This is a genomic window from Humidesulfovibrio sp. (assembly GCF_031082295.1).
GTDB lineage: Bacteria > Desulfobacterota > Desulfovibrionia > Desulfovibrionales > Desulfovibrionaceae > Humidesulfovibrio.
Map to the genome: position 1 here is coordinate 2697 of NZ_JAVHLD010000015.1, position 21882 is coordinate 24578.

Consider the following 21882-nt stretch of genomic DNA (forward strand, 5'->3'; position numbering starts at 1 on the left):
AAACGTTTGGGAAACGAAACAAAACATGTTCAGTCCCCCCAAGGTGCTGCAACAAATGGATAGTCGCTGGTTGCATCAAACTCCATTCGCGTATTGCCCCCTCAATTTGCATCTCATGGTCGACAGAGCACCGCGTTCAAAGAACGGCAAGTCAATGGTGTCGGGCAAGCTCAGCGATTTCGGCAATTGGAATCTCGCCCGCCTCCCGTATGGTGCGTGCAGGCCATCCGTCAAAGGTGTCGCCTTTGCGGTTTTCAATGATCATCTTTGCCTGACCCGCTTTAGCAATAGAGCCTCATTACCATCCCATCTCAGTAGTACTGCCGGATATATCCGAACGCCTTGTCAAACAGATCCTGGTCCTTGACTTGGTACTTCACGTAAATCACCTTGCGCAGGGCCTTCTGGACCTCGCGCTCTCCGGCCTTGGTGTTTTGCCAGCCGGGGAACCGGACCAAGCGCACGATCTCGTCGATATCGGTCACGATCCGCTCGATCATCATTGGCGTCTTGCCGTTCTTCACCTCGGCGAACAACTCGGTAAGGGCAGCTTTAGCCTTGGCTTGTTCATCGACCGGGTCCACCTGCTTCTCGGCCTGGACGACCTCCTTGGCCAGGGTTAGCAGCTCTTTGAGAAAGTCGAGACTATGGAGCAGGCCCTGTTCGTGCCGTTCTTTGAGCCTTTCGAGGCGTTCGCCCAGGGCGACAAACTTCGGATTGTCCTTGTGCTTGCGCAGGCGGGCGATGAGCTTTATCTCGATTTCCTTGGATTTCTTGTCCGGGTCCTTGGCATCGAGCAGCCCTTCGAGTACCTCGGCGTTCATCACCAGGGTGTCCAGGTCGTCCCGTACCGTCTCCAGATGCACGTTTTCATGCACCAGTTCGATGGTCTTGGCCCCCAGGGCGTGCCATAGCAACTTGCCGTTGCCGCTTGGCGGCTTAACTGACTCATACACCTGGGTCAGCCACTTGTAGTCCTTTTCATAAGGGCCAAGACAGTGATCGGGAGACAGCGCCTCCCACAGACGGGAGAGTACGGAGTATTCCGCTGCGAATTTGTCTCGGGTCTCGTTATCCGGCAGGCAGTCCTGCGCCGCGATCAGTCCCTCGTAGCCTCCGACGGTGCGGTCCACGCCCGGGAAGAACGCCAAGCATCTCGCCACCACACCGGGCAACTCTTTTTTGAGGTCATCCAGATTGGTGATGACCTTCTGGACAGCCTTTTCATCAAAATCGAGGGCCGTGGCAACATCATCGAAGATGCCCAGGTAATCCACGATTAGTCCGTGGGTCTTGCCGGGATAGATACGGTTGGTGCGGCAGATGGCCTGCAACAGGTTGTGATCCTTCATCGGTTTGTCGAGGTACATGGCCTGCAGAATGGGTGCATCAAAGCCGGTCAGCAGCTTGGAAGTGACGATCAGGAACTTGAGCGGGTCGTTTGGATCGCGGAAACGGTCGAGGAGCTTTTCCTCCTGGTCCTTGTCCAGTTTCCATTCCGCGTACTCGTCGGACTTGCCACCCTGGGTGTGCATGACAATGGCGCTGGCCTCCGGGCCGACCAACTCGTCCATGGCCTTCTTGTAAAGCACGCAGCACTCACGGTCGAAGGTCACCACCTGGGCCTTAAATTCGTTCGGCCCCACCTTCTCCTGGAAGTGCTTGACAATGTGCTGGCAGATGGCGTTCACCCGTGCCGGGGCCTTGATCAGCACCGCCATCTTGGCGGCCCGCTTGGCCAGGTCGTCACGATCCAACTCGCTCAGCTCATCGGTCATCTGCGAGAAGGCTTCGTCGATGGCGTCCTTGTTGATGTGCAGCTTCACGTCCACCGCCTCGAAGTGCAGCGGTAGCGTGGCCTTGTCCCGGATCGAGTCCTGGAACGAGTAGCGACTCATGTAGCCCTGCTCATCCTCGTCTGCGCCGAAGGCCCAGAAGGTGTTGCGGTCCCGCTTGTTGATGGGCGTTCCGGTCAGGCCAAAGAGAAATGCATTGGGCAGCGCGTCGCGCATCTTGCGGCCCAGGTCGCCTTCCTGGGTGCGGTGCGCCTCGTCCACCATCACGATGATGTTCGACCGCTCGTTCAGGCGGCCGTCCGCCTCGCCGAACTTGTGAATGGTGGTAATGATGATCTTGCGGGTATCGGCCGCCAGCAAACCTTGCAGCTCCTGCCGGGTGGCCGCCCCTATCATGTTCGGGATATCAGCGGCGTTGAAGGTCGCGGTGATTTGGGTGTCCAGATCGATGCGGTCCACCACGATCATCACCGTGGGGTTGCCGAGTTTGCGGTGCATCCGCAGTTTTTGGGCGGCGAACACCATGAGCAGCGATTTGCCCGAGCCCTGGAAGTGCCAGATCAGGCCCTTCTTGGGGTAGCCCTTGACCACGCGGGTCACCATTAGGTTGGCGCCTTCGTACTGCTGATAGCGGCAGATGATCTTGATACGCCGGTGTTTCTTGTCGGTGGCGAACAGGGTGAAGTTCTGTAGGATGTCCAGCACCACATAGGGACGCAGCATGGAACGGGTGGAGCGCTGCACGTCCGCAAGCGTCCCCTCGGCCTTGTTCTCGCCCTCGTGCCACGGTCCCCATATATCGATGGGCATGCGCACCGAGCCGTAGCGATAGCACTTGCCCTCGGTGGCAAAGGAGAGGACGTTGGGCACGAACATCTGCGGTACGCTCTGTTCGTAGCCGTTGTGGATGTCGCTGGCCGCGTCCACCCAGGTCACCGCCGGGCGCACTGGAGTCTTGGCCTCGCCGATTACCAGCGGGATGCCGTTGACGAGCATAACGATGTCGAAACGGCGGCCACCTTCCTTGACCGGGTAGACCCACTGGTTGGTGACCACGTAATCGTTGTTGCTGAGATTCTCGAAGTCGATGAGGCGTACCGGGGTATGTTCGCCGCGCTCGCCGAAGGGCATGGACTTCTCGCCCCGCAGCCATTCGGCGAACAGCTCGTTGGCTCGCACCAGGCCTTCACTCTGCACCGACAGCGGGATGGTCCGCAGGCGGTAGAGCACCTCGTCGGCGCGGTCGGGCTGGGCCTTGATCTCCGGGTTCAGGCGGATGAGGGCGTCGCGGACCATCGACTCCACCAGCATGTCGGAATGCTGCCGGGGCAGCTCCTCGGCGGGCACGACTCGCCAGCCCTTGATCTCGCCACCGTAGCTCGCAAGCTCTTCGGCGACCATGCTCGAAATCTCGCCGCTGCAGAGCGTGTCGAGAACCATCTGCTCGACCGTATTTTCTTCGTTAAACATGGGCGGCTCCCGTCACATAGAAATCGATCAGCCCTTTTGTTGTCGTGCTTACCATATGCCAATGGCTCTTCAGCTCTTCCTGCCGATTTCTTATCTCTGCGATATATCGCAATAGCTGTTCTTGCTTTTTGATTGGAGGCGTAGGGATCAACAAATCAAGAGCCCTCGAGCCACTAATATTTGGTTGCGCGCTTCCTTTTGCCAAAGGAAGAACATGCAACCGATGAAACTTTGATCTGAATAGCGCCATTAGATAATCTGGCAAGAGCGATCCACGCAACCGGAACCGAATTAAAAATGCTGCTGGTATGTAGATACGTCCGTCTTCTTGTGCCCTGAATACTGCGCCTAGACCTGCATACTCACCAGACCGAGAGAGAAGAAAATCGCCGTCTTGAAGCAGATGTCTATTAACAACGCTCTCTTCAAGGTTCGCGGCGGGAACATCGGCATACTCAATTCCTCCTACTCGATCAAAGTCCGTAGTTCGAATGGTGTATGCGTTGCCTTCCGGGGAGTACAGTCCTGCGGGAAACCGAGGGCCATACAAGCTTTCTTCCACATGATCACTAAGTTTAACTTGCGGCCACTGGCTTGTTTTCCCATCTGAACCGTAAACAAATGAATCTATTGTAGCCTGCATTAATCCAGACATAGCGCAAAGGGAATTGCTCCAGCTCATCGCGGATTCATCTATCGCCCACAGAATCTCGGCAATACGCTTCTGTTCATCAAGGGGCGGCAGCGGGAATGCAAAATCTTGCAACGCGGCCCAACTGGTTCTTGGCGACAACGAGCCGGCCGAGGTGCCAAGTGCATGATCAAAGAAGGCATCACTCTGGCAGATAAAAGGCAGAAGTTCCGGCAGCAGAACCTTACTGTTTTTCGGCTCGAACGTCAGGATATCCCCAGAGCAAATACCTTCAAACTTGGCATAGGCGACCTTGCGTTGATAAGCCCGGCGCTTGCCGAAAAGAGTCTGTCCTGGCACAAATTTGCGGCTAAAGGATGTGCCATCCGCGACGGAATTCCAGCGACGGATATGCAGATTCTCGGAGTCGATGTGTTCAAGGCCAACGATTCTTTCAATTCCATTGGCTTCGGGATCACGCTCCGCAAGATTGGCGTTTTTTACCACCTCGCCGAACTTCACCATCTTCCAGCCAGGCTTCAGGGGGCGCGTGCTCATTTGGCACCTCCCATCACCCGCGCATCCTCAAGCAATTCGAAGAGGCCATCCATCGACTCCCGCAAAGCCATCGAGCTTTCCTGCCAGTTCGCAATAGCCTGCTTAAGGCTGACCGTTTCGATCGCCCTATTGCCATTGCCGTTTCCGTTGCCCGCCCGTACGTAGAGCGGAATGCTGAGATTGCTGGCTTTCTCCTTGATCTCGTCATTGCCGACCACCCGGGCAAAGCCGTCCACGTCACTGAACGTCTGGTAGACGGCGACAATGCGCTGGATATGGTCTTCGGTGAGGAAGCTCTGTGCCCGCTCACGGGTCACCTCATTAACCGCGTTGATGAAGAGCACCTTGTTCCTGCGCTCCTTGGGTTTGTTCATCCGACAGATGACTACGCATGCTTCCATGGGCGAGTTATAAAAGAGGTTGGGGCCGAGCCCCAGCACACACTCCACCACGTCGTGGGCGACCAGCTTCTCGCGCATGGCCGACTCTTCATTGCGGAAGAGAACACCATGCGGAAACAGGATGGCACAGCGGCCGCTCTTGGCCTTCATGCTCTTGATGATGTGTTGCCAGAAGGCATAGTCGGCGCGGCCCTGGGGTGGGGTGCCGTAGATGTTCCGGCCCCACGGGTCGGCGGACCAGGCATCGCGGTCCCACTGCTTGATGGAGTAGGGCGGATTGGCCAGGACCACATCGAACTGCATGAGTTGGTCGCCTTCGACAAAGGCGGGATTAGCCAGGGTATCGTCCCGGACGATGCGGAAGTCCTCGATGCCGTGCAGGAATAGGTTCATCCGGCCGATGGCCGAGGTGAGCAGGTTGCGCTCCTGGCCGAACAGCCGCACGTTTCGCCACTCCTTGTTCTGACGCTTCAGATGGGTGACGGCGGAGAGCAACATGCCCGCTGAACCGCAGGTGGGGTCATAGATCGACTCCCCCGGTTTGGGTTCGAGCATCTCTGTCATCAGATGGACCACGGTGCGGTTGGTATAGAACTCAGCAGCCGTGTGGCCGGAATCGTCGGCAAACTTTTTGATCAGGAACTCGTAGCCCACACCCAGCTCATCCTCCGGGCAGTTGGCGAGTGAAAGCGTCTGCGAGCTGAAGTGCTCGATGAGCTCGCGCAGCATACGGTCCGGCAGGCGGTCTTTGTTGGTCCACTGGGCGTCACCGAAGACTCCGTACAGGGTGTCGGGGTTGGCTGTTTCAATAGCCCGCAGCGAGTCCTGGATAGCCTTTCCCACGTTCTCAACCTTAGTGCGGGTCGCCTTCCAGTGAGCGTCTTCCGGGATCTGGAAGCGATGCTGTTCGGGGAGTGCGGCGTATTCCTGATCGCCGCCGGATTCCTCCAGCGCATCGGCCAGCTCCTCGCCGTACACGTCACACAGGCGCTTGTAGAACAGCAGAGGGAAGATGAACTGCTTGTAATCCCCGGCATCGATGTAGCCACGCAGCAAGGTGGCCGCGCCCCAGAGGTAGGATTCCAACTCCGATTGAGAAATGTGCTTATTCTTTTTCACCGTGCTACCACTTCCCATTCAGATATATCCGTTGGAATATCGGCGTCATCCAGAGAATCCCAGTCGTAATCGCCGGTCGCCTGCATGTAGACGTCATCGGCGGCCGCCATGGCAGCGTGATAGGAGCCGAGCAGGTCGTCTTTGAACCAAAGTCCCCAGCGACCGTTGGCTTGCGGTTTGATAAGGAACCGACCGATGGGTGATCTGTACTGGTATATCTTCACAGGAGCCCCTCCCGGAGCAGCAGCACCTTCAGGCGATCCTCTGCCGTGTACGCCGCCTGCAACGATTCCTTGAGATTGGCGACGGCCTGATCGATGGTCATGGATTCTTCCTCGATCACCGGCTCCACATAGCGTGGAATGTTCAGGTTGAAATCATTCTCGCGGATCTCGTCGAGCGTGACCACCCGGCAGATCCTTTCCACGTCCTGATAGCCCTCGTACCAGCGATGGATGTTGTCCACGTGTTCCGGCAACAGCTCGTTTTGGGCGCGGCCGGTCTTGAACTCTTTCGAGGCGTTGATGAACAGCACCTTCTGGCGGTGTGCCTTGGGTTTGCTGTCGCGGAAGACCAGGACGCACGGCGCGAGACCAGTGCCGTAGAAAATATTCTGGCCGAGACCGATCACCGCTTCGAGGATGTCCATCTCCAGCAGCTTGCGCCGGATCTCGCCCTCCTTGGACATGCGGAACAGCACGCCATGGGGAAGCACCACGGCCATGCGTCCGGTCTTGCGAGCCATGGACTTGATCATGTGCTGGACCCAGGCGAAGTCAGCAGAGGTCGCAGGCGGCAGCCCGGCAAAGTTGCGGCCGTAAGGGTCGTTGACCCAGACGTCGTCACCCCACTTTTCCAGTGAGAACGGAGGATTGGCGATGACACAGTCAAAGGTGGCGAGGCTGTCGCCTGAATAAAAGGCGGGCAAGCGCAGTGTGTCGCCGCGTTCGATATGAAAATCTTCTGCGCCGTGAAGAAAGAGGTTCATTCGGGCGATGGAGGATGTGGTCAGGTTCATTTCCTGGCCGTAGAGCTTGCCCAGCATGAGGTTCTCATCGCCGCCATGCTCTTTGACATGATGCAGGGCCTCGAGGAGCATGCCGCCAGTCCCGCAGGCCGGGTCATAGATGGATTCCCCGGCCTTGGGCGCTAGAATGCGAACCATCAGCGCGACCACAGAGCGCGGGGTATAGAATTCACCGGCCTTCTTATTGGTCAGGTCGGCAAATTTCTTGATCAGGTATTCATAGGCCTGGCCGAGAATGTCCGCCTTGCAGTGCTTATTGCCCAGGTTGAGCGACGAGAAGTGTTCGATCAGGTCCTTGAGTAATGCGTCAGATAGACGATCCTTGTTGGTCCACTGGGCATCGCCGAAAATGCCATGCAGGGTGTCCGGGTTGGCCTGCTCGAGGCAGCGCATGGCCTTCTGGAGCGCATGGCCGATATTGACGCTCTTGGCCCGGACATCCTTCCAATGGCAGCCCTCCGGAACCTGAAACCGGTGGTTCTCGGGGAATTGGGCAAATTCCATGTCGCCGTCGGAGTCTTTCAGGGCCACGGCATACTCTTCGTCGTAGACATCGGAGAGCCGCTTGAAGAACAGCAGAGGGAAGATGTAGGTTTTGAAGTCAGCCGCGTCGACAGGACCGCGCAGGATATTGGCCGCCTCCCAGAGATGCCCGGAGAGGGTCCCGATATCCAGATCGACTGAATTATTATTCCCGTTCTTCTTGCTCATTCTGCTTGATCCTGTCTGCTCTTGTCCGCCGCACCGCCAGCCTTCACCCACTCGTCGATCTCGTCTTTCTTGAACTTCCAAAGGCGGCCCATTCGATGGGCGGGCATCGCATGCTTGTCTATCCAGCGGTAAACGGTGTCACTACTGACACCGAGGAACTTACCTATCTCATCTACCGATAACCAGCGGTCTTCTATCTCGGCCATTATTATGTGTCCTCATGGGCGATTTGTGTTTGCCACGCCAGAGGCGGTAACGTGGATGTTGGGTGCAGCTTCTCCAGCTTAAGGCATTCTATAGAATGCTTTTGCTAGGGGCCGGTTGTCAAACGCTTTCGTCCGGATAAGGCCGCAAACATCGGCTCAGGGGCGCATGGCCTGCCCCCATGAGTTGTACCACTCGTAAGTCTGGGATGCCTATCTTGAGTCCAGAGGTGGTTCCCTGGGGGCGGCTGGCGCCGGTGGGGCATGCTGCATGTTCTCCTCGTGCGGTTCCGATGGCTATAAGCCTAAGGAAATAGGAATTGCTTACAACCGTGCGCGATGTCCTGCAAGTGACTTTGGGGTAGGGAGTGCATGTAGGGAGAGGGGGCGCTTATGCGTTCTGTGTTTTTTGATACGACTAGTCGGAGGCAATGGTAACGGCCGAATGCCTGCAGCAATCTCCCAGCATATTTGGCAATCATCTGGATATATTTTGCGTATGCCCCCAAGTATGCCCCGCAGGACGTGCCCGTCAGGCTCTTTGGGGGTCAATTGAGGCTTGGGTGAGGGCCGAAGGCCAATGCGGAGAAAGCTGGAGGTGCTTTCCGGGGGAGTGGGTTTCCGTTGATGCTAACTGAGCTAGTGCGTTACGCAAATGCCTGATAGCCGAGTTCGCCCGGCTGTCATTCCAAAGCATCCTGTCACGCGCCTACCTGGCAGGCAATTCTAGCCCTTCATTCATGATGTCCAACACACCGCCATAGCTGAAAACCCTGCCGCGCTTCCTGCCGGTGGTCTCCCGCACGATCCCAAGCCGCTCCAGAAGAACAAGGCTTTTGTTGACCGTGGCCGGGCTGATCCCGGTCCTGGCCCCCAGGGACTTGGCCGTGGCCACAGGATGAGCCAGGAACGCCTTGTGAATCTGGATGGTGGATTCTGCAGCGCGCCCTAGTGTGGTCAACTTCTCTCTGTCTGCTGCGGCGAGCTCATGCAGGCGTCTTGAGGTATCGACCGCTTGTGAGGAAGTTAAGACAACAGCCTCGGCAAAGAATTCAAGCCAAGCCTCCCAGTCGCCATCGGTCCTGACTTGGCCCAACAGTTCGTAGTACCGTTGCCGATGAGTCTTGAAATACAGGCTCAGGTACAGCAGGGGCTCTCGCAGGATCTTCTGTTCACAGAGCAGCAAGGTGATGAGGAGTCGGCCCAGGCGACCGTTGCCGTCCAGGAACGGATGGATCGTTTAGAAATGCTGTCAGCACGGAGGAGGTGCCCAGCATGGGTAAGGTCTACGCCTACTTGAGGGTCAGCACGGACAGGCAGGACTTGGAGAACCAGCGGATGGAGATCACGGCCTACGCCGCACGGCTGGGGCTGGAGGTGTCCGAGTGGCTGGAGGTGGAGATCAGCTCCCGGAAGGACATCAGCAAGCGCCGGATCGTCGAGCTGGTGGACAGGCTCAAGCGTGGGGACGTACTGGTGGTGTCCGAAGTCTCACGGCTGGCCCGGTCCATGCGTGAGGTGCACAACATCATGGGCGACTTGGCCGCCAAGAAGGTGGAGGTGCACATCATCAAGCAGAACGTGGTGGCCCGTGGCGAGGGTGACATGACCACGGACATCCTGATCAACGCCTTTGCCATGGCTGCCCAGATGGAGCGGACCCTCATCAGCCAGCGGACCAAGAACGGCCTTGCCAGGGTGAAGGCCCAGGGCAAGAAGCTGGGCAACCCCAACCTGGAGCGGATCAACACGGCCCGCCAGGAGAAGGCGGACCAGGGCGTGGAGCGCCTGCGGGGCACCTTGGCCGCGTTCAAGGGGCAGGGCATGACCCAGCGCCGCATGGTGGAGGAGCTGAACACCTTGGGGATCAGGACGGCCCAGGGCTGCACCTGGAGCCTGTGCGCTGTGCAGAGGGCCTTGAAGCGCCTGGGGCTGTGAGGTGGGGGCTGAAATACCGCGTTGGCCTTACTCCCCCAACGCTTCTTTGCAAACAGGGCCGAATTACCAGCCACTTCCTTGGAAACAAGGCGCACCTTTTGGGGCACCTTCGGTGGCCTCGCTCCCTGGTGCTGATCCTGGCCCTGGGGGTGCCCCTCGCAAAAAGCGCCTGGGTGGCCCTGCGGGGCGTTCTGGCGGCCTTGCGGTGCCGTTGTGGCCGAGAGGCGGGGGGGCGCGTCTGCGGGCCTCCTGGGTGGCAAATATGACGCATCTCCATGCGTCCGTCGATCTGGTCGATGCAGTGTGCCCAGGCCGTGTAATTACCCGACATGTTTTAGGAGACAGGGTGTGGATTCCTGCACTTTCCTCTTGCAAGACTGGTCCAGTTGTGCTATTTTAAGATATACTACAAGTAATCTACTTGTAGACCACCAGTAAGACCACCCATAGTCTTCCTTGTAGGGTTATGAGTAGTCTTCCTCCTAGAGATAGCTTCAAGATACTGCGAGTCCTCCCGTAGCCCCTCCCAGCTCTCAAGTAGCTGCCCTGTTCATCCTGATCCACCACCACCCACCCAGGCCTACCTGGGCAGCCTATCGCCCTGGACCAGCGCCAGGACCTCCCAGGTGCCCAGCGGTGGGGCCGCTGCTGTGCCTGGGGCATCCTGGCGAGGGCAGGGCGTGGTGTGGGCTAGGGCCGGGCATGGGTGAGGCCGCAGATCGTGATCCCCACTTTCTGGCTGTGGGCGGCAGGCAACGTGGGCGCTCCTGGTGATCCAGGCCCTGCGTTGCCTGCCGCCCTGGTCATTCTGCACCTGTGGGCTTGAGCATCTGTTACGTTTGGTGGGGTGGTGCGGCTGTGAGGGTATCAGCATCGGTGATACCCTTGGGCTTGGTTGCATTACCTTCAGTAAGGGTTTCGTCCCCATCGGCACCTGCCCCGCCTTCGGTGATGGCCTCATCGACACCGTCAACGCCCGTGAGCTGCACAAGGCGCTCGGCTCGAAGCGCGAGTACGCCACCTGGGTGAAGCAGCGCATCGACGCCTGCAACTTCAAGGAAAACGAGGACTTCGTGGTTTTTGACGGAACGGTCAAAAACCCCCTCGGTGGCCGTCCGACCAAGGAGTACTTCCTGACCCTCGACGCCGCCAAGCACTTCGCCATGCTGGAGAAGACCGAGACCGTGACCCTATGCTGGGAGTTTCCCATGTTAGGCGTGCGGGCGGCGCATACCCCTTGTCGAACAGGGGGTAACCTCGTCCTCGGACATCTACCCCGTCTTCACCTTCTCCTCGCCCATGACGTACATGCCGTCCTTGCGGAGGGCGGGGAGTACTTCACGGGTCACCCAGTTCTGGAAGCGTTTGGCGGCGGGCTTGTCCGAGCGCATGATGAGCTTGTAGAGGCCCGACTCGGAGATGACGGCGACCTTCTGGGGGGCCACCAGGGGTGTTCATCTGATGAAGTCCCTTCTCGTCCTGGGGAACAGGGAGAGTGTGGTAAAATTACATTCTCTTTTCACCAGGGAGACGATCCTGCCACTCATCGGATGAGTGGCGGGCATGCCTGACGACCACCAGGGGTGTCAAAAGTTTTGACTCCCTTCTGATCCGAGGCCAACGGGGCCAAGGCCATGGTGATGTTCTTCAGCCCGAGGCAGACCACGACATCACGGGCCGTGAACCACGGCTTGTTGTCGATGTTGGTCACACGCAGGGACCGGCCCTCGAAGTTGAACATGGGGTTGCTGCCGGGGTTGGCGGGGATGTTGCGGCGAAGGGCGGGCCTACTGGCTGGCGATGCCCACCGGACGGGGATCGAGAGGAGCGTGGCACCTGGATGTAGATTGTATAACATGTGAGAATCATTAACTTTATGTTGACGTGACGTGTTGGTGCGGGCATAGGGTCGGGCAAAACCCTTGAGGAGGAACCGACCCATGGACCTGTTTACCTACGACACCGAGACCCCGCCCCCTGCTTTGTTCGCCCTGGACCTCTGCGGCCTCCTGGCCGTGCGCCTCCAGTCCCGTGGCTTCACCCTGGCGATCCTTCCCCGCTGGCTCCTGGCCCTGGACGTGACGTTCACCCGGCGCGGCCTGGGGCTGGCTGGGGTGATCCTTGGCCGTGGCATCTTCAGCACGCGGACGGAGCGCCCGGCCTTGGATTGGTGGGCGGAGGACAGCGCCCGGCATCTGCGGGTGGGTCGCCTGTGGCTCACGCTGGAGCGGAAGGCGCGGCAGGCGGAGGCCCCGCAGATCGGGTAGCGGCGCAACCGGCTAGGCCAGGAAGCGGGCGGTGGGCGTGTGCTTGCCGCCCGCCTTGAGTCTGGGGGGGGATTTGGTGGACGTGCAGTGGACTTGATCCAGTGCGTGGACAGGGGGTGGTGTGCGCTGCCTGCCCAGTTGTCTGGACAGCGGAGGCGTCCGCAAGCGCTACAGCCTCAAAGGTTGCCGCAAGCTCGTAGAGCGCGTTTCGAGGGCCGGGATGAAGTCTAGGTCATCCGAGGTCGCTTCGAGGCCGCAGAAGCCAAATGGTGAAGCCAGTTTCAGCGTGGGACCAGATGCTCCAGGTCCAGGCCTGGCATGGTGTTGCCTGGCGCCTGCGGCCTATTCGGGTGCAAGGAGTCGCTTGGAGATGCCACTAGCAGTCAATACGAGGTCTCGGAACTGCGTCACCGAATCCGCCTTGGTCCACAGCCCCACGTATCCGGCCACTGGCTTGGCGGCCTCGTACTCAAGAACAGGCTGTCCATCCACGAGGCCGGTGATCCTGTTCCCGCGCACCTGCACTTCCAGGCGTGTCCAGCGGCCCGCCACCACGGGCAGATCGACCTTGGCCCGCTCCAGCCTTCGGTTGTCCACGAACTCGAAAAGCACGGCGTTGTCCTCCAGGGCGTTGACGCGGAAGGCGAAGTAGTTGCCGGAGTTCTTCAGACCGAAGGCGAGGCCGCCCGCCCTGTCTATGCTCCCGGCCTGGGGCAGTACCTCCACCTGGAGGTCGGCGTCGCGGGCCTGAACATCGCGGGCAACGGCCAGCGGGAAGTAGGCGTAGGCCTCGATGCCGTCCAGGAACTCCTGGTAGCGCTTGCCCATGAACTTCCCGGCCAGGCTGGCCACCCCGGCGGACAGGCCGTCCACCCACTTGGAGCCGTCCTGGCGCAGCACCGGGGACTCGCCGCCGGTCTCCAGGCTCCAGTCGCCTTGCAGGGAATAGAAGCCCGGCACCCGGTTGCGGTCGGTCTGGCCGAGGAAGTCGTAATTCCCCTGGAAGAAGCGCTCCACCATTGCGTCCACCTGGCCGGGGTTGCCAATGGCCACGTCCAGCAGGCGGCTGGAGGCCAGCAGGCGGCCCGTCTGGTCCAGCACGTCCGTCAGGGCGGCGCAGTCTGACCCCTTCAGGCTGGCTTCCAACAAGTCGCCGGTGACGTTGACCACGTAGCCCAGCCGCCCCAGCACCGTGGCCAGGAAATTGATGCGCAGGGACCGCCCCGAGAAGCTGCCAACGCCGCCGGAGAAGCGCAGGGACACATGGCTCTGGCCCGGTTCCTTCCCGCACAGGGCGTCGATGTTGGCGTAGTGGTAGCCGAACTTGGCGCTCAGGTTCACGTAGTCGTGCGAGATGACGGCGTAGCTGTCCCCTCCCGGAGCCTCGGCCGTGGTCGTGGTGGATGCCATGAGCGAGAGGAGGTTGCCCGCGTTCAGGGCCACGCCGCCCGCCCAGGACACGCCGGGGTGGGTCAACCCGCTCCAGAGCGCCAGCATGGGGATGGACTCCACATGGCTGATGGCAACCTCGTCGCAGGTGGTCAGGTTCGGCTTGAGGCCGCCGCCCAGGTCCACGCAGTAGAGCACCAGGGGGATGCCTGCCTTGAGCCGGACCACGTTGGCCTCGTTTCCGGCCTCGTCGCACAGGGCGAACATGGACTTCATGGACTTCTCATGGGCGAAGCGCACGATGTCGTGGATGGTGCGGCAGCCTTCCGGGGTGAAGTCCGGGGCTTCGGGGTCGGTGAGGTGCAGCGGAGCGATGAGGTCCAGGGCGGCGCGCAGGCGCTTGTGCATGGGGCTGTCAAAGACGTGGCTCCTGCGGCCCGAGCGGGTGCGGGCCAGCTCGGCCACCTCGCCGTCATAGACCGTGGCGGCGTCGGCCCAGAGGGTGACGGTCTGGCCGTGGGGGATGCGCGTGGTGGCGTCGCTGGCATCAAACAGCGCGGGCAGCCCCAGTTCGCGGGCCACGGAGGCCAGGTGGCTGGCCACGCCGCCCACATCGGTGACGATGCCAGCGGCCTTGTCCAGCAGCGCCGCGTACTCGGGCGCAGCCGTGCGCACCACCAGCACCGCGCCTTCGGGCATGGACTCACGTCCTGCGGAGTTGAGCACGAAGGCCGGACCCGAGGCAGCGCCAGGTGCCGCCGCCTTGCCGCCCTGGAGCAGCACGGGGTTGGAAATGTCCTCCTGCCTGACCGCTGGCCCCTCCACCGTGACCGCCGCCTCCAGGGGGCGCGATTGCAGCAGGAGCAGACGCCCGGACGGATCAACGGCCCACTCCACGTCTTGCGGGGTGCGGAAGTGCGTCTCCAGGGCCAGGGCGCGGACAGCCAGGTCCAGAACCGTGGCCTCGGACACGCAGGAGCGTTCGCCCTCTGCCCCGGTGACAGCCTGAAGGGCCGTGCCACCCTCGGCCAGGGCCACCAGGCGCTCGGCCTTGGGGCTGATCTCCTGGTGCAGGATACGCAGGGGCGACCGGCCCAGCACGAAGATGTCCGGCGTGGCGCGACCGCTCACAAGCTGTTCGCCCAGGCCCAGCACGGCGTTGATGCGCAGGGCCGGAGCGCCCTCGGGGTCCAGCTGGCCGCCGGGGTCGGCGGTGTAGAGCACGCCGCTGGCCTGGCTGGGGACCATGACCAGGCCCAGCACACACATGGGCGTGTCGGCCTCGTCCAGCCCGTAGCGCAGGCGGTAGAGGATGGCGGCCGGGGTGTACTTGCTGGCCAGCACGGTCTTGTAGGCGTCCAGCACGCCGCCCTTGCCCACGTTCAGCACGGTGGAGTACTGCCCGGCAAAGGAGGCCTGGGAGTCCTCGCCCACGGCGCTGCTGCGCATGGCCAGGAGCACCGGGGCACCGGCCTCGCGCTCCAGCCGGTCCACTTCCGCGTGGATGGCAGACGCAATGGCCTGGGGCACCTCCGCCGCCATGACGAGTTCGCGCAGCACTCGGCATCGGGCGTCCAGGTCTTCCAGGTCATAGGGCGAGGCCCGGTCCAACTGCGCGGCCACGGCCTGGCGCAGGCCCCCTGCGTCCAGAAAGCTGGCGAAGGCAGCCGAGGTGACGGCGAAGCCGTCCGGCGTGGGCATTCCAAGCGTGTTGCGCACAGTCGCCAGGTTCGAGGCCTTGCCGCCCACCAGGGCCGTCTGGCCGGGGTCCACGGCGGACAGGGGCTGCACCAGCGGGGCATCGCCGCGCAGCGCCACGGTCCTGTCCCCGAACAGCGGAGCCAGCCCGGCGTCCACGCGGGCCAGAGACCCGCGCAGCTCCTGGTGCCGGTTTCCGGTCAGGGCGTTGAGCATGACCACCAGTTCTCCTGTGGTTTCGGAGAGCCTGCGGCAGGCGTCGCGCACAGCGGCCATGTTGAACGTGCCGCCGCCGTAGTAGAGCTGTTCCAGCCCGGCCAGGATGTCCAGGGCCTCGTTGTTGTTCTCAAGCAGCGCCTTGAAGTTGGCATACTTCTGCGCCAAGCGGCCATCCGGGTCCACGAGGAAACGACAGGAATTCTCTTTGCGGAAGAAGCGGAACAGGCTCATGGAGGACTTCTCCTGTTTGTGGGGCGCGGCAGTGCCGGAAGGTTCGAGATGATCCTTTCTCTCAAATGGCTGACTTCATGGCAAGGCACCTTTGGGGCGGTGATTCCGGCTCACTGGGGCACTAGATGCTCCAGGTCCAGGCCGGGGTAGTGGAGCTTGTCCATCGCCTCGGCCAGGACATGCAGGGCGAACCCCTGCCCGTAGCCCTCGCCTACGCCCGGCACGGTGTGCCCCTGGAGGATGCTGCGGATGTCGAAGGGCACCCCGGAATCCCGCAGGCCATCCTTCACCGTGTGGCGGAAGGAGTGGAACACCTTGCGGGGGTCCGTGATCCCGTTGCTCCGACAGTAGCGGCCCCACCAGGATGTCCAGCCCTCGGTGGGGCTGCTGCGCTCGGACTTGAGGGCCGGGAACAACGGGCCGCCCTTGGCCTTGCGGCGTTCCTCGACGTAGGCCAGGAAGCCGAGCCGGACCAGCTCGTTGTGGACCGGGACGCGACGCTTGGAACTGGTGGTTTTGGTGCCTGCGCTAGTGAGGTCCAGGTAGGTGATCCCCCTGTCCGTCCGCACGTCCTCCACCTGAAGCCTGCCCAGCTCCTGGAGGCGCGCCCCTGTGAATAGGGCCAGGATGGGCAGCCACTTGGCCGCCTCGCCTGCGCCGCCCCTGGGCCTCGCGCCCTCGGTGAAGATCGGGAAGCGGTAGATCAGGTTCAGGTCTTCCACGGAGTAGGGCAGGCGCTTCTTTTCCTTCACCTTGCCCACGTCCACCTTGATGCCCGTGGCCGGATTGTGCTCCAGGTAGCCGTTCTTCACGCCCCAGTTCAGCACGGCGGCCAGAGCCGCGAGGCACTTCTCGTTGATGGTACGCTCGGACAGGCGCGGGAGGCTCGTGTCCTTCTCCGCCAGCTTGATCAGGGCTGGGAGCTTCTTGCTCCGGTAGTGCTTGGGCAGCCGGTTGATGGCCGGGCACTTGAGCATGGCGTCTTTGAACTCACGGACGTGGGCCTTGGCGATGCCCGGCAAGGGCAGGTCGCCGTGCAACTCCTGGAAGTGCCGGACGTGGGTGGCGTAGTCGGTGACGGTGTTCTCCGGCAATGTGCGCTGCTTCTCGTCCTTCCACTTCTCGAAGAGGCCGGACAGCGTCAGCTCGCCCCCCACCTTGGCCGAGGTCTTGCCGTGGCTCTCCAGGGGGCCGGGATCGGGTGGCGTGTCCACCACTTCGCCCTGGTGCCGCTGGACTTGCTTGTCCGTGGCCGTCACAAGGGCCTTGAGAAAGCGGTGGGCTAAGGTCTTGAAGTCCTGGCTGGCCCGGTCCAGTTGGATGCCATGGCCCCACAGCCAGTCCTCCACCACCGGGGCCACCACGCTCATGTCGCCACGGGCCAGGGCGCGGCGGTAGGTCTCAAGGCGCTGGGCCTGCTCTTCTCCTTGGCGCTCGAAGAGCCAGTCCTCCATGCCGCTGATCCTGATCTCGTCATCGGCCTTCAACATGCTGTGCTGGAGGAGGAGGCCAAGGCGGTCCATCTCCGTCTCGGACAGGCTGGTGCGGACCTCTGCGTCCCGCCTGGCTCGGATGGCCTGGAACTCCTGGAGGACTTGCCCGCGCTTGGCGGTGCCTCTCGCACAGGCTTCCTCGCGGTTGCTGGTGCCGAGGGAGAACGTCAGCTCCTTCTTCGGGTGGTAGTGCGCCAGGAGGTCAACAGGCACCTTGACGCGCAGCCGGAAGTTCGTGCTCTTGTCCCGGCGGGTGAGGCCAGGGCACTTCATGGGCATAGTCTTCATGCCTCCAAGTGTACCACTGAAGTGTACCAGTTGGAAGGCGAGAAGCTGTTGAATATCAGGATTTCTTGGAGTCTCGAAGGCTTGGGAGTGTGATGGCGGAGAGGGTGGGATTCGAACCCACGTACGGATTATTAGTCCGTAACCCGATTTCGAGTCGGGCGCGGTACGGCCACTTCGCTACCTCTCCGCACTTGAGAAGGCGGGTGTGATGCCGTTGCGAGACGCGGTGTATACATTGTGGAGGGGCCGCTGGCAAGCCTACCGGTCAAGGTCCTCCCAGTTCATCTGCTTGTCCCAGGCGACCTTGCCCACGCTCTTGCGGATCTTGCGCAGCAAAACATACAGCGCGCCTGTGCCGCCGTCGCGCGGCTGGGCCGTGCAGAAGGCCAGAACAATACGCCGCAGCGGCTCGCGCGTCAGCCAGCTCTGAATCTCCGCGCGCAGGATGCTCAAGCCCCCCGGCGAGTTCTTGCCGCGCCCGGGGATCACCAGCACCACGCGCTTGCCCGCCAGATAGCTCTCGCGCATGAAAAACAACAGTGCGTCGTGCGCCTGGTCCGCGTTCTGCCCGTGCAGGTCCAGGTGCCCCTCGACGGACAGGCTCCCGGCCTTGAGCTGCTGGAAGATCTTGGAGTCCAGCCCGCGCACGAACCCGCGCATGTACTCGTCCGAAAGCTCCAGGTCGAACTCGATGGCGCCCTGGGCGGCCAGGCGCATGAGCTTGGCGTCGGAGTCGTCGCCGTCCTCCGGCTCGACAGCGGCGGGCGGCGGCGGGGGCGGCTGGATCTGGCGACCGCTGCCGGCAAGGGGGGCGATGCCCTGCATGGCCCGGAAGAACATGGCGTCGTCCGCGTTGCCGGGGCCACTGTCCTGCTCGGGAGCGGGCTGCGCGGGCCGTGCGGAAGGCTTGGCCTGGGAAGCCTTCGGGGACGGCACAGCTCCGCCCTTCATGGCGATGCGGGCCAGGTCCACAGCCGTGGTCTTGGTCTTGCCGCCCGCCAGCTTCAGGTCCTTCAGGTCGTCCAGTGATGAAAGCTTCTTCGCCATGGTGTGCCTCGCTGTAGGCACTCTACAACAAAGCAGCCCGGGAGCAAAGCGCGCCGGGGGAGGGTGGGCCGCCGGGGGGCAACTGGACTTCGCCCGCCAAAATCGGTAGGAAACAGCCCGCGACCGCCGGTCCGCGACCGGACCCAAACCAGGCGGCCACAGGCGAGGCTTCCATGCTCAAGATCGAGGATCTGCGCGTCAGCATTGGCCAGCGAGAGGTGCTGCGCGGCATCGACCTGCACATAAAAGAAGGCGAGACCTTCATTCTTTTCGGCCCCAACGGCTCCGGCAAGACGTCCCTGCTCATGACGCTCATGGGCTTCTCGGGCTACACCGTCACCGGCGGCAAGATCACCTTCCGCGGCCAGGACATCACCTACATGCCCATGTACGAGCGCGCCCGCTTGGGCATCGGCATGAGCTTCCAGCGTCCGCCCACCATCCACGGGCTCAAGACCCGGCACCTGGTGCAGATGTGCGCGCGCGGCCGCGAGGTCGACCCCGAGGCCCTGGCCGCCAAGGTCAATTTCGTCGATTTCCTTGAGCGCGACATCAACGCCGGGTTCTCCGGCGGCGAGATCAAGCGTTCGGAGCTGTTGCAGCTCATGGCCCAGAAGCCCAGCTTCGTGCTCTTCGACGAGCCGGAGAGCGGCGTGGACCTGGAGAACATGCAGCTCATCGGCAAGGTGGTGCGCCGCCTGCTGGACGGCGAGGTGGACCTGCCCCCGGGCGCCTGCGCCAAGCCGCTCAAGTGCAAGCTGCGCACGAGCGGGCTCATCATCACCCACACCGGTTACATCCTCGACTACATCAACGCCGACCGCGGCCAGGTGCTCTACGAGGGACACCTCTGCTGCGAGGCGCGCCCCCGCGACATCCTGGAGCACATCCGCAGCTACGGCTACCAGGAGTGCATCAAGTGCCTGAACGAGCCCTCGGGCTTGCAGCCGCTCGACCTCACAAGGACGGCATCATGAAAGACGTCAACCTGAACGACTTCTCCTTCACCGGCATCGAGCGCGGCGAGATCGCCGACCTGCGCACCCTGGACGAGAGCGACAAGCACCGCATCCTGCACGCGGGCGTGGACGTTGACTCCGACGCGGCGAGCGCCGTGTTCATGCACATGGACCAGAGCACCGTCCACTGCAAGTCCCGCGATCCGGGCCTGGAACTGCTCGACTTCAACGTGGCCATGAAGCGCTACGACAATCTGCCGGAGTACGTCTGGAAGCTCGTCGACAAGGACAAGGACGAGTTCACCAGGAACGTGGCGGCCAACACCCACGGCGGCTACTTCATCCGCACCAAGCCGGGCGTGAAGATCACAAAGCCCGTGCAGTCCTGCCTGTTCCTCAAGGCCGACAACGCGGGCCAGAACGTGCACAACATCGTGGTGGTGGAAGAGGACAGCGAGGTGCATATCCTCACCGGCTGCTCCACGGCCCACGGCACGACCCACGCCGCGCACCTGGGCATCACCGAGTTTTACGTCAAGAAGGGCGGCAAGCTGACCTTCACCATGGTCCACAACTGGGGCGAGAACGCCACCGTGCGCCCGCGCTCCGTGGGCGTGGTGGAAGAGGGCGGCGTGTTCCAGAGCAACTACGTGCTCATGAGCCCGGTGGGCAACCTGCAGATGTACCCGGCCATCCACCTGAACGGGCGCGGGGCCATCGCCCGGTTCAACTCCATCATCGTGACGCCGGCCGGCTCCTACGTGGACACCGGCAACCGCGTCATCATGAACGCGCCCGACACGAGATGCGAGATCATCGCGCGCACCATCACCACCGGCGGCACCAACATCGCGCGCGGGCACATCGCGGGCCACGCGGTGCCGTGCCGGGGCCACCTGGAGTGCAAGGGGCTCATCCTGGGCGGCGGGCAGATGCTGGCCATCCCGGAGCTGGACGCAACGGTGGAGGGCGTGGACCTGTCGCACGAGGCGGCGGTGGGCAAGATCGCCCAGGATGAGATCGAGTACCTGATGGCGCGCGGCATGGACGAGGCCGAGGCCACCAGCACCATCGTGCGCGGCTTCCTGAACGTCGACATCATGGGCCTGGAAGGGCCGCTGGCCAAGGCTATCCAGGAGCAGGTGGAGCAGATCGACGCCAACGCGATGTAGCTCCTTTTCCAACAACATGAAGCGCCCCCGCGAGTCCTGGTGACTTGCGGGGGCGCTTTCGTTTGGCGGTGTCGCAACACCCTTGAAAGCCCCGAAGGGACCTAGCCCTTGAAGTCGCGCAGGGCCTCGCAGATGTAGTTCACCTCGCTGTCCGTCAGCTCCGGGTAGATGGGCAGGGACAGCAGGCGCTGCGTGGCCTTCTTGACCACGCTCATGTCGCCCACGGTCTCGTGGTTGCCCGCGAAGCAGGGCTGCTCGTTCAGCGGCAGGCTGTAGTGCACCGAGCTGCCGATGCCCCGGTTCTTCAGGTGCAGGGCCAGCGCGTCGCGCCCCTGCTTCAAGGTCATGGCGTACTTGTGGAAGATGTGGGTGTTGCCCTCGCGCACCTTGGGCGGGCGGATGTCGGCCCGGCGCTGGAGCGTCTCGGTGAAGGCGCTCGCGATGGCCAGGCGGCGCAGGCGCCACTCCTCCTCGTGCCCCAGCTTGGCCTTGATGATGGCCGCCTGGACCGTGGGCAGCTGGCTGTTGTGGCCGATCTCGGTGTACACCCGCTGCCCGGCGTGGCCGTGGTAGCGCAGGCGGCGCAGGTGCTCGGCGATGTGGTGCTCGCGCGCCAGGGCCAGGCCGCCGCTGCCTTGCGCGCCGATGACCTTTGTGGGGTCGAAGCTGACGCAGGTGACGTCGGAATGCGCGCCGGGCGCGACGCCGTGGCGGGTGGCGCCCAGGGCCTGGGCCGCGTCCTCGATGACGAACACGCCGCGCTTCTTGGCCTCGGCGTAAATCTCGGAAAGCTCGGTCATCTGGCCGTAGAGGTGCACCGCCACCACGCCGTCCACCTTGCCCGACTTCACCAAATCGAGCAGCACGTCCTCGCGGGCCATGTAATAGTCGTCCTCGATGTCCACGAACACGGGGATGCCCCCGGCGTGCACGATGGCCGAGGCCGAGGCCACGAAGGACAGGCTGGTCACGGCCACGCGTCCGCCGGGCTTGAGCCCCAGGGCCTTCATGGCCAGGATGAGCGCGTCGGTGCCGGAGCCCACGGCCACGGCGTGGGGCAGGGCGAAATAGTCGCCCACCAGGGCCTCCAGGTCGCCCACTTCCTGGGCCTGCAGCACCTTGCCGTGGGTGAAGACGGTTTCCACAGCGTCCATGAATTCCTGGCGGTGGTTGGCAAACTGGCGGTCCAGGCGCATGAAGGGAATTTGCATGAGGGAAGCTCCTTGGAGACGGATTCGTGCGTGTTTGCCACAGGTCCGCGCCGG

17 protein-coding genes, 1 tRNA gene and 1 pseudogene are annotated in these 21882 nt (G+C 62.3%); 5 read left to right on the forward strand and 14 right to left on the reverse strand.

Annotation, left to right across the window (positions count from 1 at the left end; translation table 11 throughout):
* Positions 1-311: 311 nt before the first annotated feature.
* The 7 genes from RDU24_RS09430 to RDU24_RS09460 all read right to left on the reverse strand — a co-directional run bounded on the left by RDU24_RS09430 (position 312) and on the right by RDU24_RS09460 (position 9153).
* A complete protein-coding gene (locus RDU24_RS09430; RefSeq protein ID WP_308735496.1) occupies positions 312-3266 on the reverse strand; it encodes a type I restriction endonuclease subunit R in 2955 nt (984 codons plus the stop codon).
* Positions 3259-4455 carry a restriction endonuclease subunit S gene (locus RDU24_RS09435; protein WP_308735497.1) on the reverse strand — a complete coding sequence of 399 codons (1197 nt, stop codon included), beginning with the start codon at positions 4453-4455 and terminating at the stop codon, positions 3259-3261. The genes RDU24_RS09430 and RDU24_RS09435 overlap by 8 nt, the downstream gene beginning before the upstream one ends.
* Positions 4452-5975 (reverse strand): type I restriction-modification system subunit M, encoded by a 1524-nt coding sequence (locus tag RDU24_RS09440; protein ID WP_308735498.1) that lies wholly within the window; start codon positions 5973-5975, stop codon positions 4452-4454. The genes RDU24_RS09435 and RDU24_RS09440 overlap by 4 nt, the downstream gene beginning before the upstream one ends.
* Complete coding sequence (locus RDU24_RS09445; RefSeq protein ID WP_308735499.1) at positions 5972-6199, reverse strand: hypothetical protein; 228 nt, start codon at positions 6197-6199, stop codon at positions 5972-5974. The genes RDU24_RS09440 and RDU24_RS09445 overlap by 4 nt, the downstream gene beginning before the upstream one ends.
* Positions 6196-7713 (reverse strand): type I restriction-modification system subunit M, encoded by a 1518-nt coding sequence (locus RDU24_RS09450; protein WP_308735500.1) that lies wholly within the window; start codon positions 7711-7713, stop codon positions 6196-6198. Before RDU24_RS09450 ends, RDU24_RS09445 begins: the two co-directional genes overlap by 4 nt.
* Positions 7710-7919, reverse strand: coding sequence for a helix-turn-helix domain-containing protein (locus RDU24_RS09455; RefSeq protein ID WP_308735501.1), 210 nt, complete (start codon positions 7917-7919; stop codon positions 7710-7712). Before RDU24_RS09455 ends, RDU24_RS09450 begins: the two co-directional genes overlap by 4 nt.
* Positions 7920-8625: 706 nt before the next feature.
* Positions 8626-9153: a Fic family protein gene (locus RDU24_RS09460; protein ID WP_374989756.1), complete on the reverse strand. Its 528-nt coding sequence runs from the start codon at positions 9151-9153 to the stop codon at positions 8626-8628.
* 38 nt (positions 9154-9191) lie between these two features.
* Between RDU24_RS09460 and RDU24_RS09465 the strand changes: the two genes are divergently transcribed.
* Positions 9192-9854: a recombinase family protein gene (locus RDU24_RS09465; RefSeq protein ID WP_308735503.1), complete on the forward strand. Its 663-nt coding sequence runs from the start codon at positions 9192-9194 to the stop codon at positions 9852-9854.
* A 1025-nt stretch (positions 9855-10879) separates the two neighbouring features.
* Positions 10880-10972 (forward strand): annotated as a pseudogene (locus tag RDU24_RS16000) (hypothetical protein); the annotation flags it as partial.
* Positions 10973-11125: 153 nt separating this feature from the next.
* On the opposite strand, the gene RDU24_RS09475 reads toward RDU24_RS16000, so the two are convergent.
* Positions 11126-11299 carry a BRO-N domain-containing protein gene (locus tag RDU24_RS09475; protein WP_308735505.1) on the reverse strand — a complete coding sequence of 58 codons (174 nt, stop codon included), beginning with the start codon at positions 11297-11299 and terminating at the stop codon, positions 11126-11128.
* A 98-nt stretch (positions 11300-11397) separates the two neighbouring features.
* Entirely contained in the window at positions 11398-11595 is a 198-nt protein-coding gene (locus tag RDU24_RS09480; protein ID WP_308735506.1) for a BRO-N domain-containing protein, read from the reverse strand.
* A 199-nt stretch (positions 11596-11794) separates the two neighbouring features.
* On the opposite strand from RDU24_RS09480, the gene RDU24_RS09485 reads away from it, so the two are divergent.
* A complete protein-coding gene (locus tag RDU24_RS09485) occupies positions 11795-12121 on the forward strand; it encodes a hypothetical protein (RefSeq protein WP_308735507.1) in 327 nt (108 codons plus the stop codon).
* Between the two features lie 342 nt (positions 12122-12463).
* On the opposite strand, the gene RDU24_RS09490 is transcribed toward RDU24_RS09485, so the two are convergent.
* From RDU24_RS09490 to RDU24_RS09505, 4 genes are all read right to left on the reverse strand, one after another.
* Complete coding sequence (locus RDU24_RS09490; protein WP_308735508.1) at positions 12464-15658, reverse strand: PEP/pyruvate-binding domain-containing protein; 3195 nt, start codon at positions 15656-15658, stop codon at positions 12464-12466.
* Positions 15659-15768: 110 nt separating this feature from the next.
* Complete coding sequence (locus RDU24_RS09495) at positions 15769-17430, reverse strand: DUF6538 domain-containing protein (protein WP_308735509.1); 1662 nt, start codon at positions 17428-17430, stop codon at positions 15769-15771.
* A 102-nt stretch (positions 17431-17532) separates the two neighbouring features.
* A tRNA-Ser gene (locus RDU24_RS09500) sits at positions 17533-17626 on the reverse strand.
* A 71-nt stretch (positions 17627-17697) separates the two neighbouring features.
* The gene (locus RDU24_RS09505; RefSeq protein ID WP_308735510.1) at positions 17698-18486 is read right to left on the reverse strand and encodes a Smr/MutS family protein; all 789 of its coding nucleotides are present in this window, start codon (positions 18484-18486) and stop codon (positions 17698-17700) included.
* Positions 18487-18659: 173 nt separating this feature from the next.
* On the opposite strand from RDU24_RS09505, the gene RDU24_RS09510 reads away from it, so the two are divergent.
* Together RDU24_RS09510 and RDU24_RS09515 are read left to right on the forward strand one after the other, a co-directional pair.
* Entirely contained in the window at positions 18660-19463 is an 804-nt protein-coding gene (locus RDU24_RS09510; RefSeq protein WP_308735511.1) for an ABC transporter ATP-binding protein, read from the forward strand.
* The gene (locus RDU24_RS09515) at positions 19460-20617 is read left to right on the forward strand and encodes a SufB/SufD family protein (protein ID WP_308735512.1); all 1158 of its coding nucleotides are present in this window, start codon (positions 19460-19462) and stop codon (positions 20615-20617) included. The genes RDU24_RS09510 and RDU24_RS09515 overlap by 4 nt, the downstream gene beginning before the upstream one ends.
* 101 nt (positions 20618-20718) lie before the next feature.
* On the opposite strand, the gene RDU24_RS09520 is transcribed toward RDU24_RS09515, so the two are convergent.
* On the reverse strand, positions 20719-21828 hold the full coding sequence (locus tag RDU24_RS09520) for a DegT/DnrJ/EryC1/StrS family aminotransferase (protein ID WP_308735513.1): 1110 nt from the start codon (positions 21826-21828) through the stop codon (positions 20719-20721).
* Between the last annotated feature and the right edge of the window lie 54 nt (positions 21829-21882).

Coding starts and splice junctions, on each gene's coding strand:
- RDU24_RS09430 (WP_308735496.1), bottom strand. CDS start 3,266: ATGTTTAACGAAGAAAATACGGTCGAGCAGATGGTTCTCGACACGCTC.
- RDU24_RS09465 (WP_308735503.1), top strand. CDS start 9,192: ATGGGTAAGGTCTACGCCTACTTGAGGGTCAGCACGGACAGGCAGGAC.
- RDU24_RS09495 (WP_308735509.1), bottom strand. CDS start 17,430: ATGCCCATGAAGTGCCCTGGCCTCACCCGCCGGGACAAGAGCACGAAC.
- RDU24_RS09480 (WP_308735506.1), bottom strand. CDS start 11,595: ATGTTCAACTTCGAGGGCCGGTCCCTGCGTGTGACCAACATCGACAAC.
- RDU24_RS09450 (WP_308735500.1), bottom strand. CDS start 7,713: ATGAGCAAGAAGAACGGGAATAATAATTCAGTCGATCTGGATATCGGG.
- RDU24_RS09485 (WP_308735507.1), top strand. CDS start 11,795: ATGGACCTGTTTACCTACGACACCGAGACCCCGCCCCCTGCTTTGTTC.
- RDU24_RS09505 (WP_308735510.1), bottom strand. CDS start 18,486: ATGGCGAAGAAGCTTTCATCACTGGACGACCTGAAGGACCTGAAGCTG.
- RDU24_RS09520 (WP_308735513.1), bottom strand. CDS start 21,828: ATGCAAATTCCCTTCATGCGCCTGGACCGCCAGTTTGCCAACCACCGC.
- RDU24_RS09435 (WP_308735497.1), bottom strand. CDS start 4,455: ATGAGCACGCGCCCCCTGAAGCCTGGCTGGAAGATGGTGAAGTTCGGC.
- RDU24_RS09490 (WP_308735508.1), bottom strand. CDS start 15,658: ATGAGCCTGTTCCGCTTCTTCCGCAAAGAGAATTCCTGTCGTTTCCTC.
- RDU24_RS09515 (WP_308735512.1), top strand. CDS start 19,460: ATGAAAGACGTCAACCTGAACGACTTCTCCTTCACCGGCATCGAGCGC.
- RDU24_RS09455 (WP_308735501.1), bottom strand. CDS start 7,919: ATGGCCGAGATAGAAGACCGCTGGTTATCGGTAGATGAGATAGGTAAG.
- RDU24_RS09510 (WP_308735511.1), top strand. CDS start 18,660: ATGCTCAAGATCGAGGATCTGCGCGTCAGCATTGGCCAGCGAGAGGTG.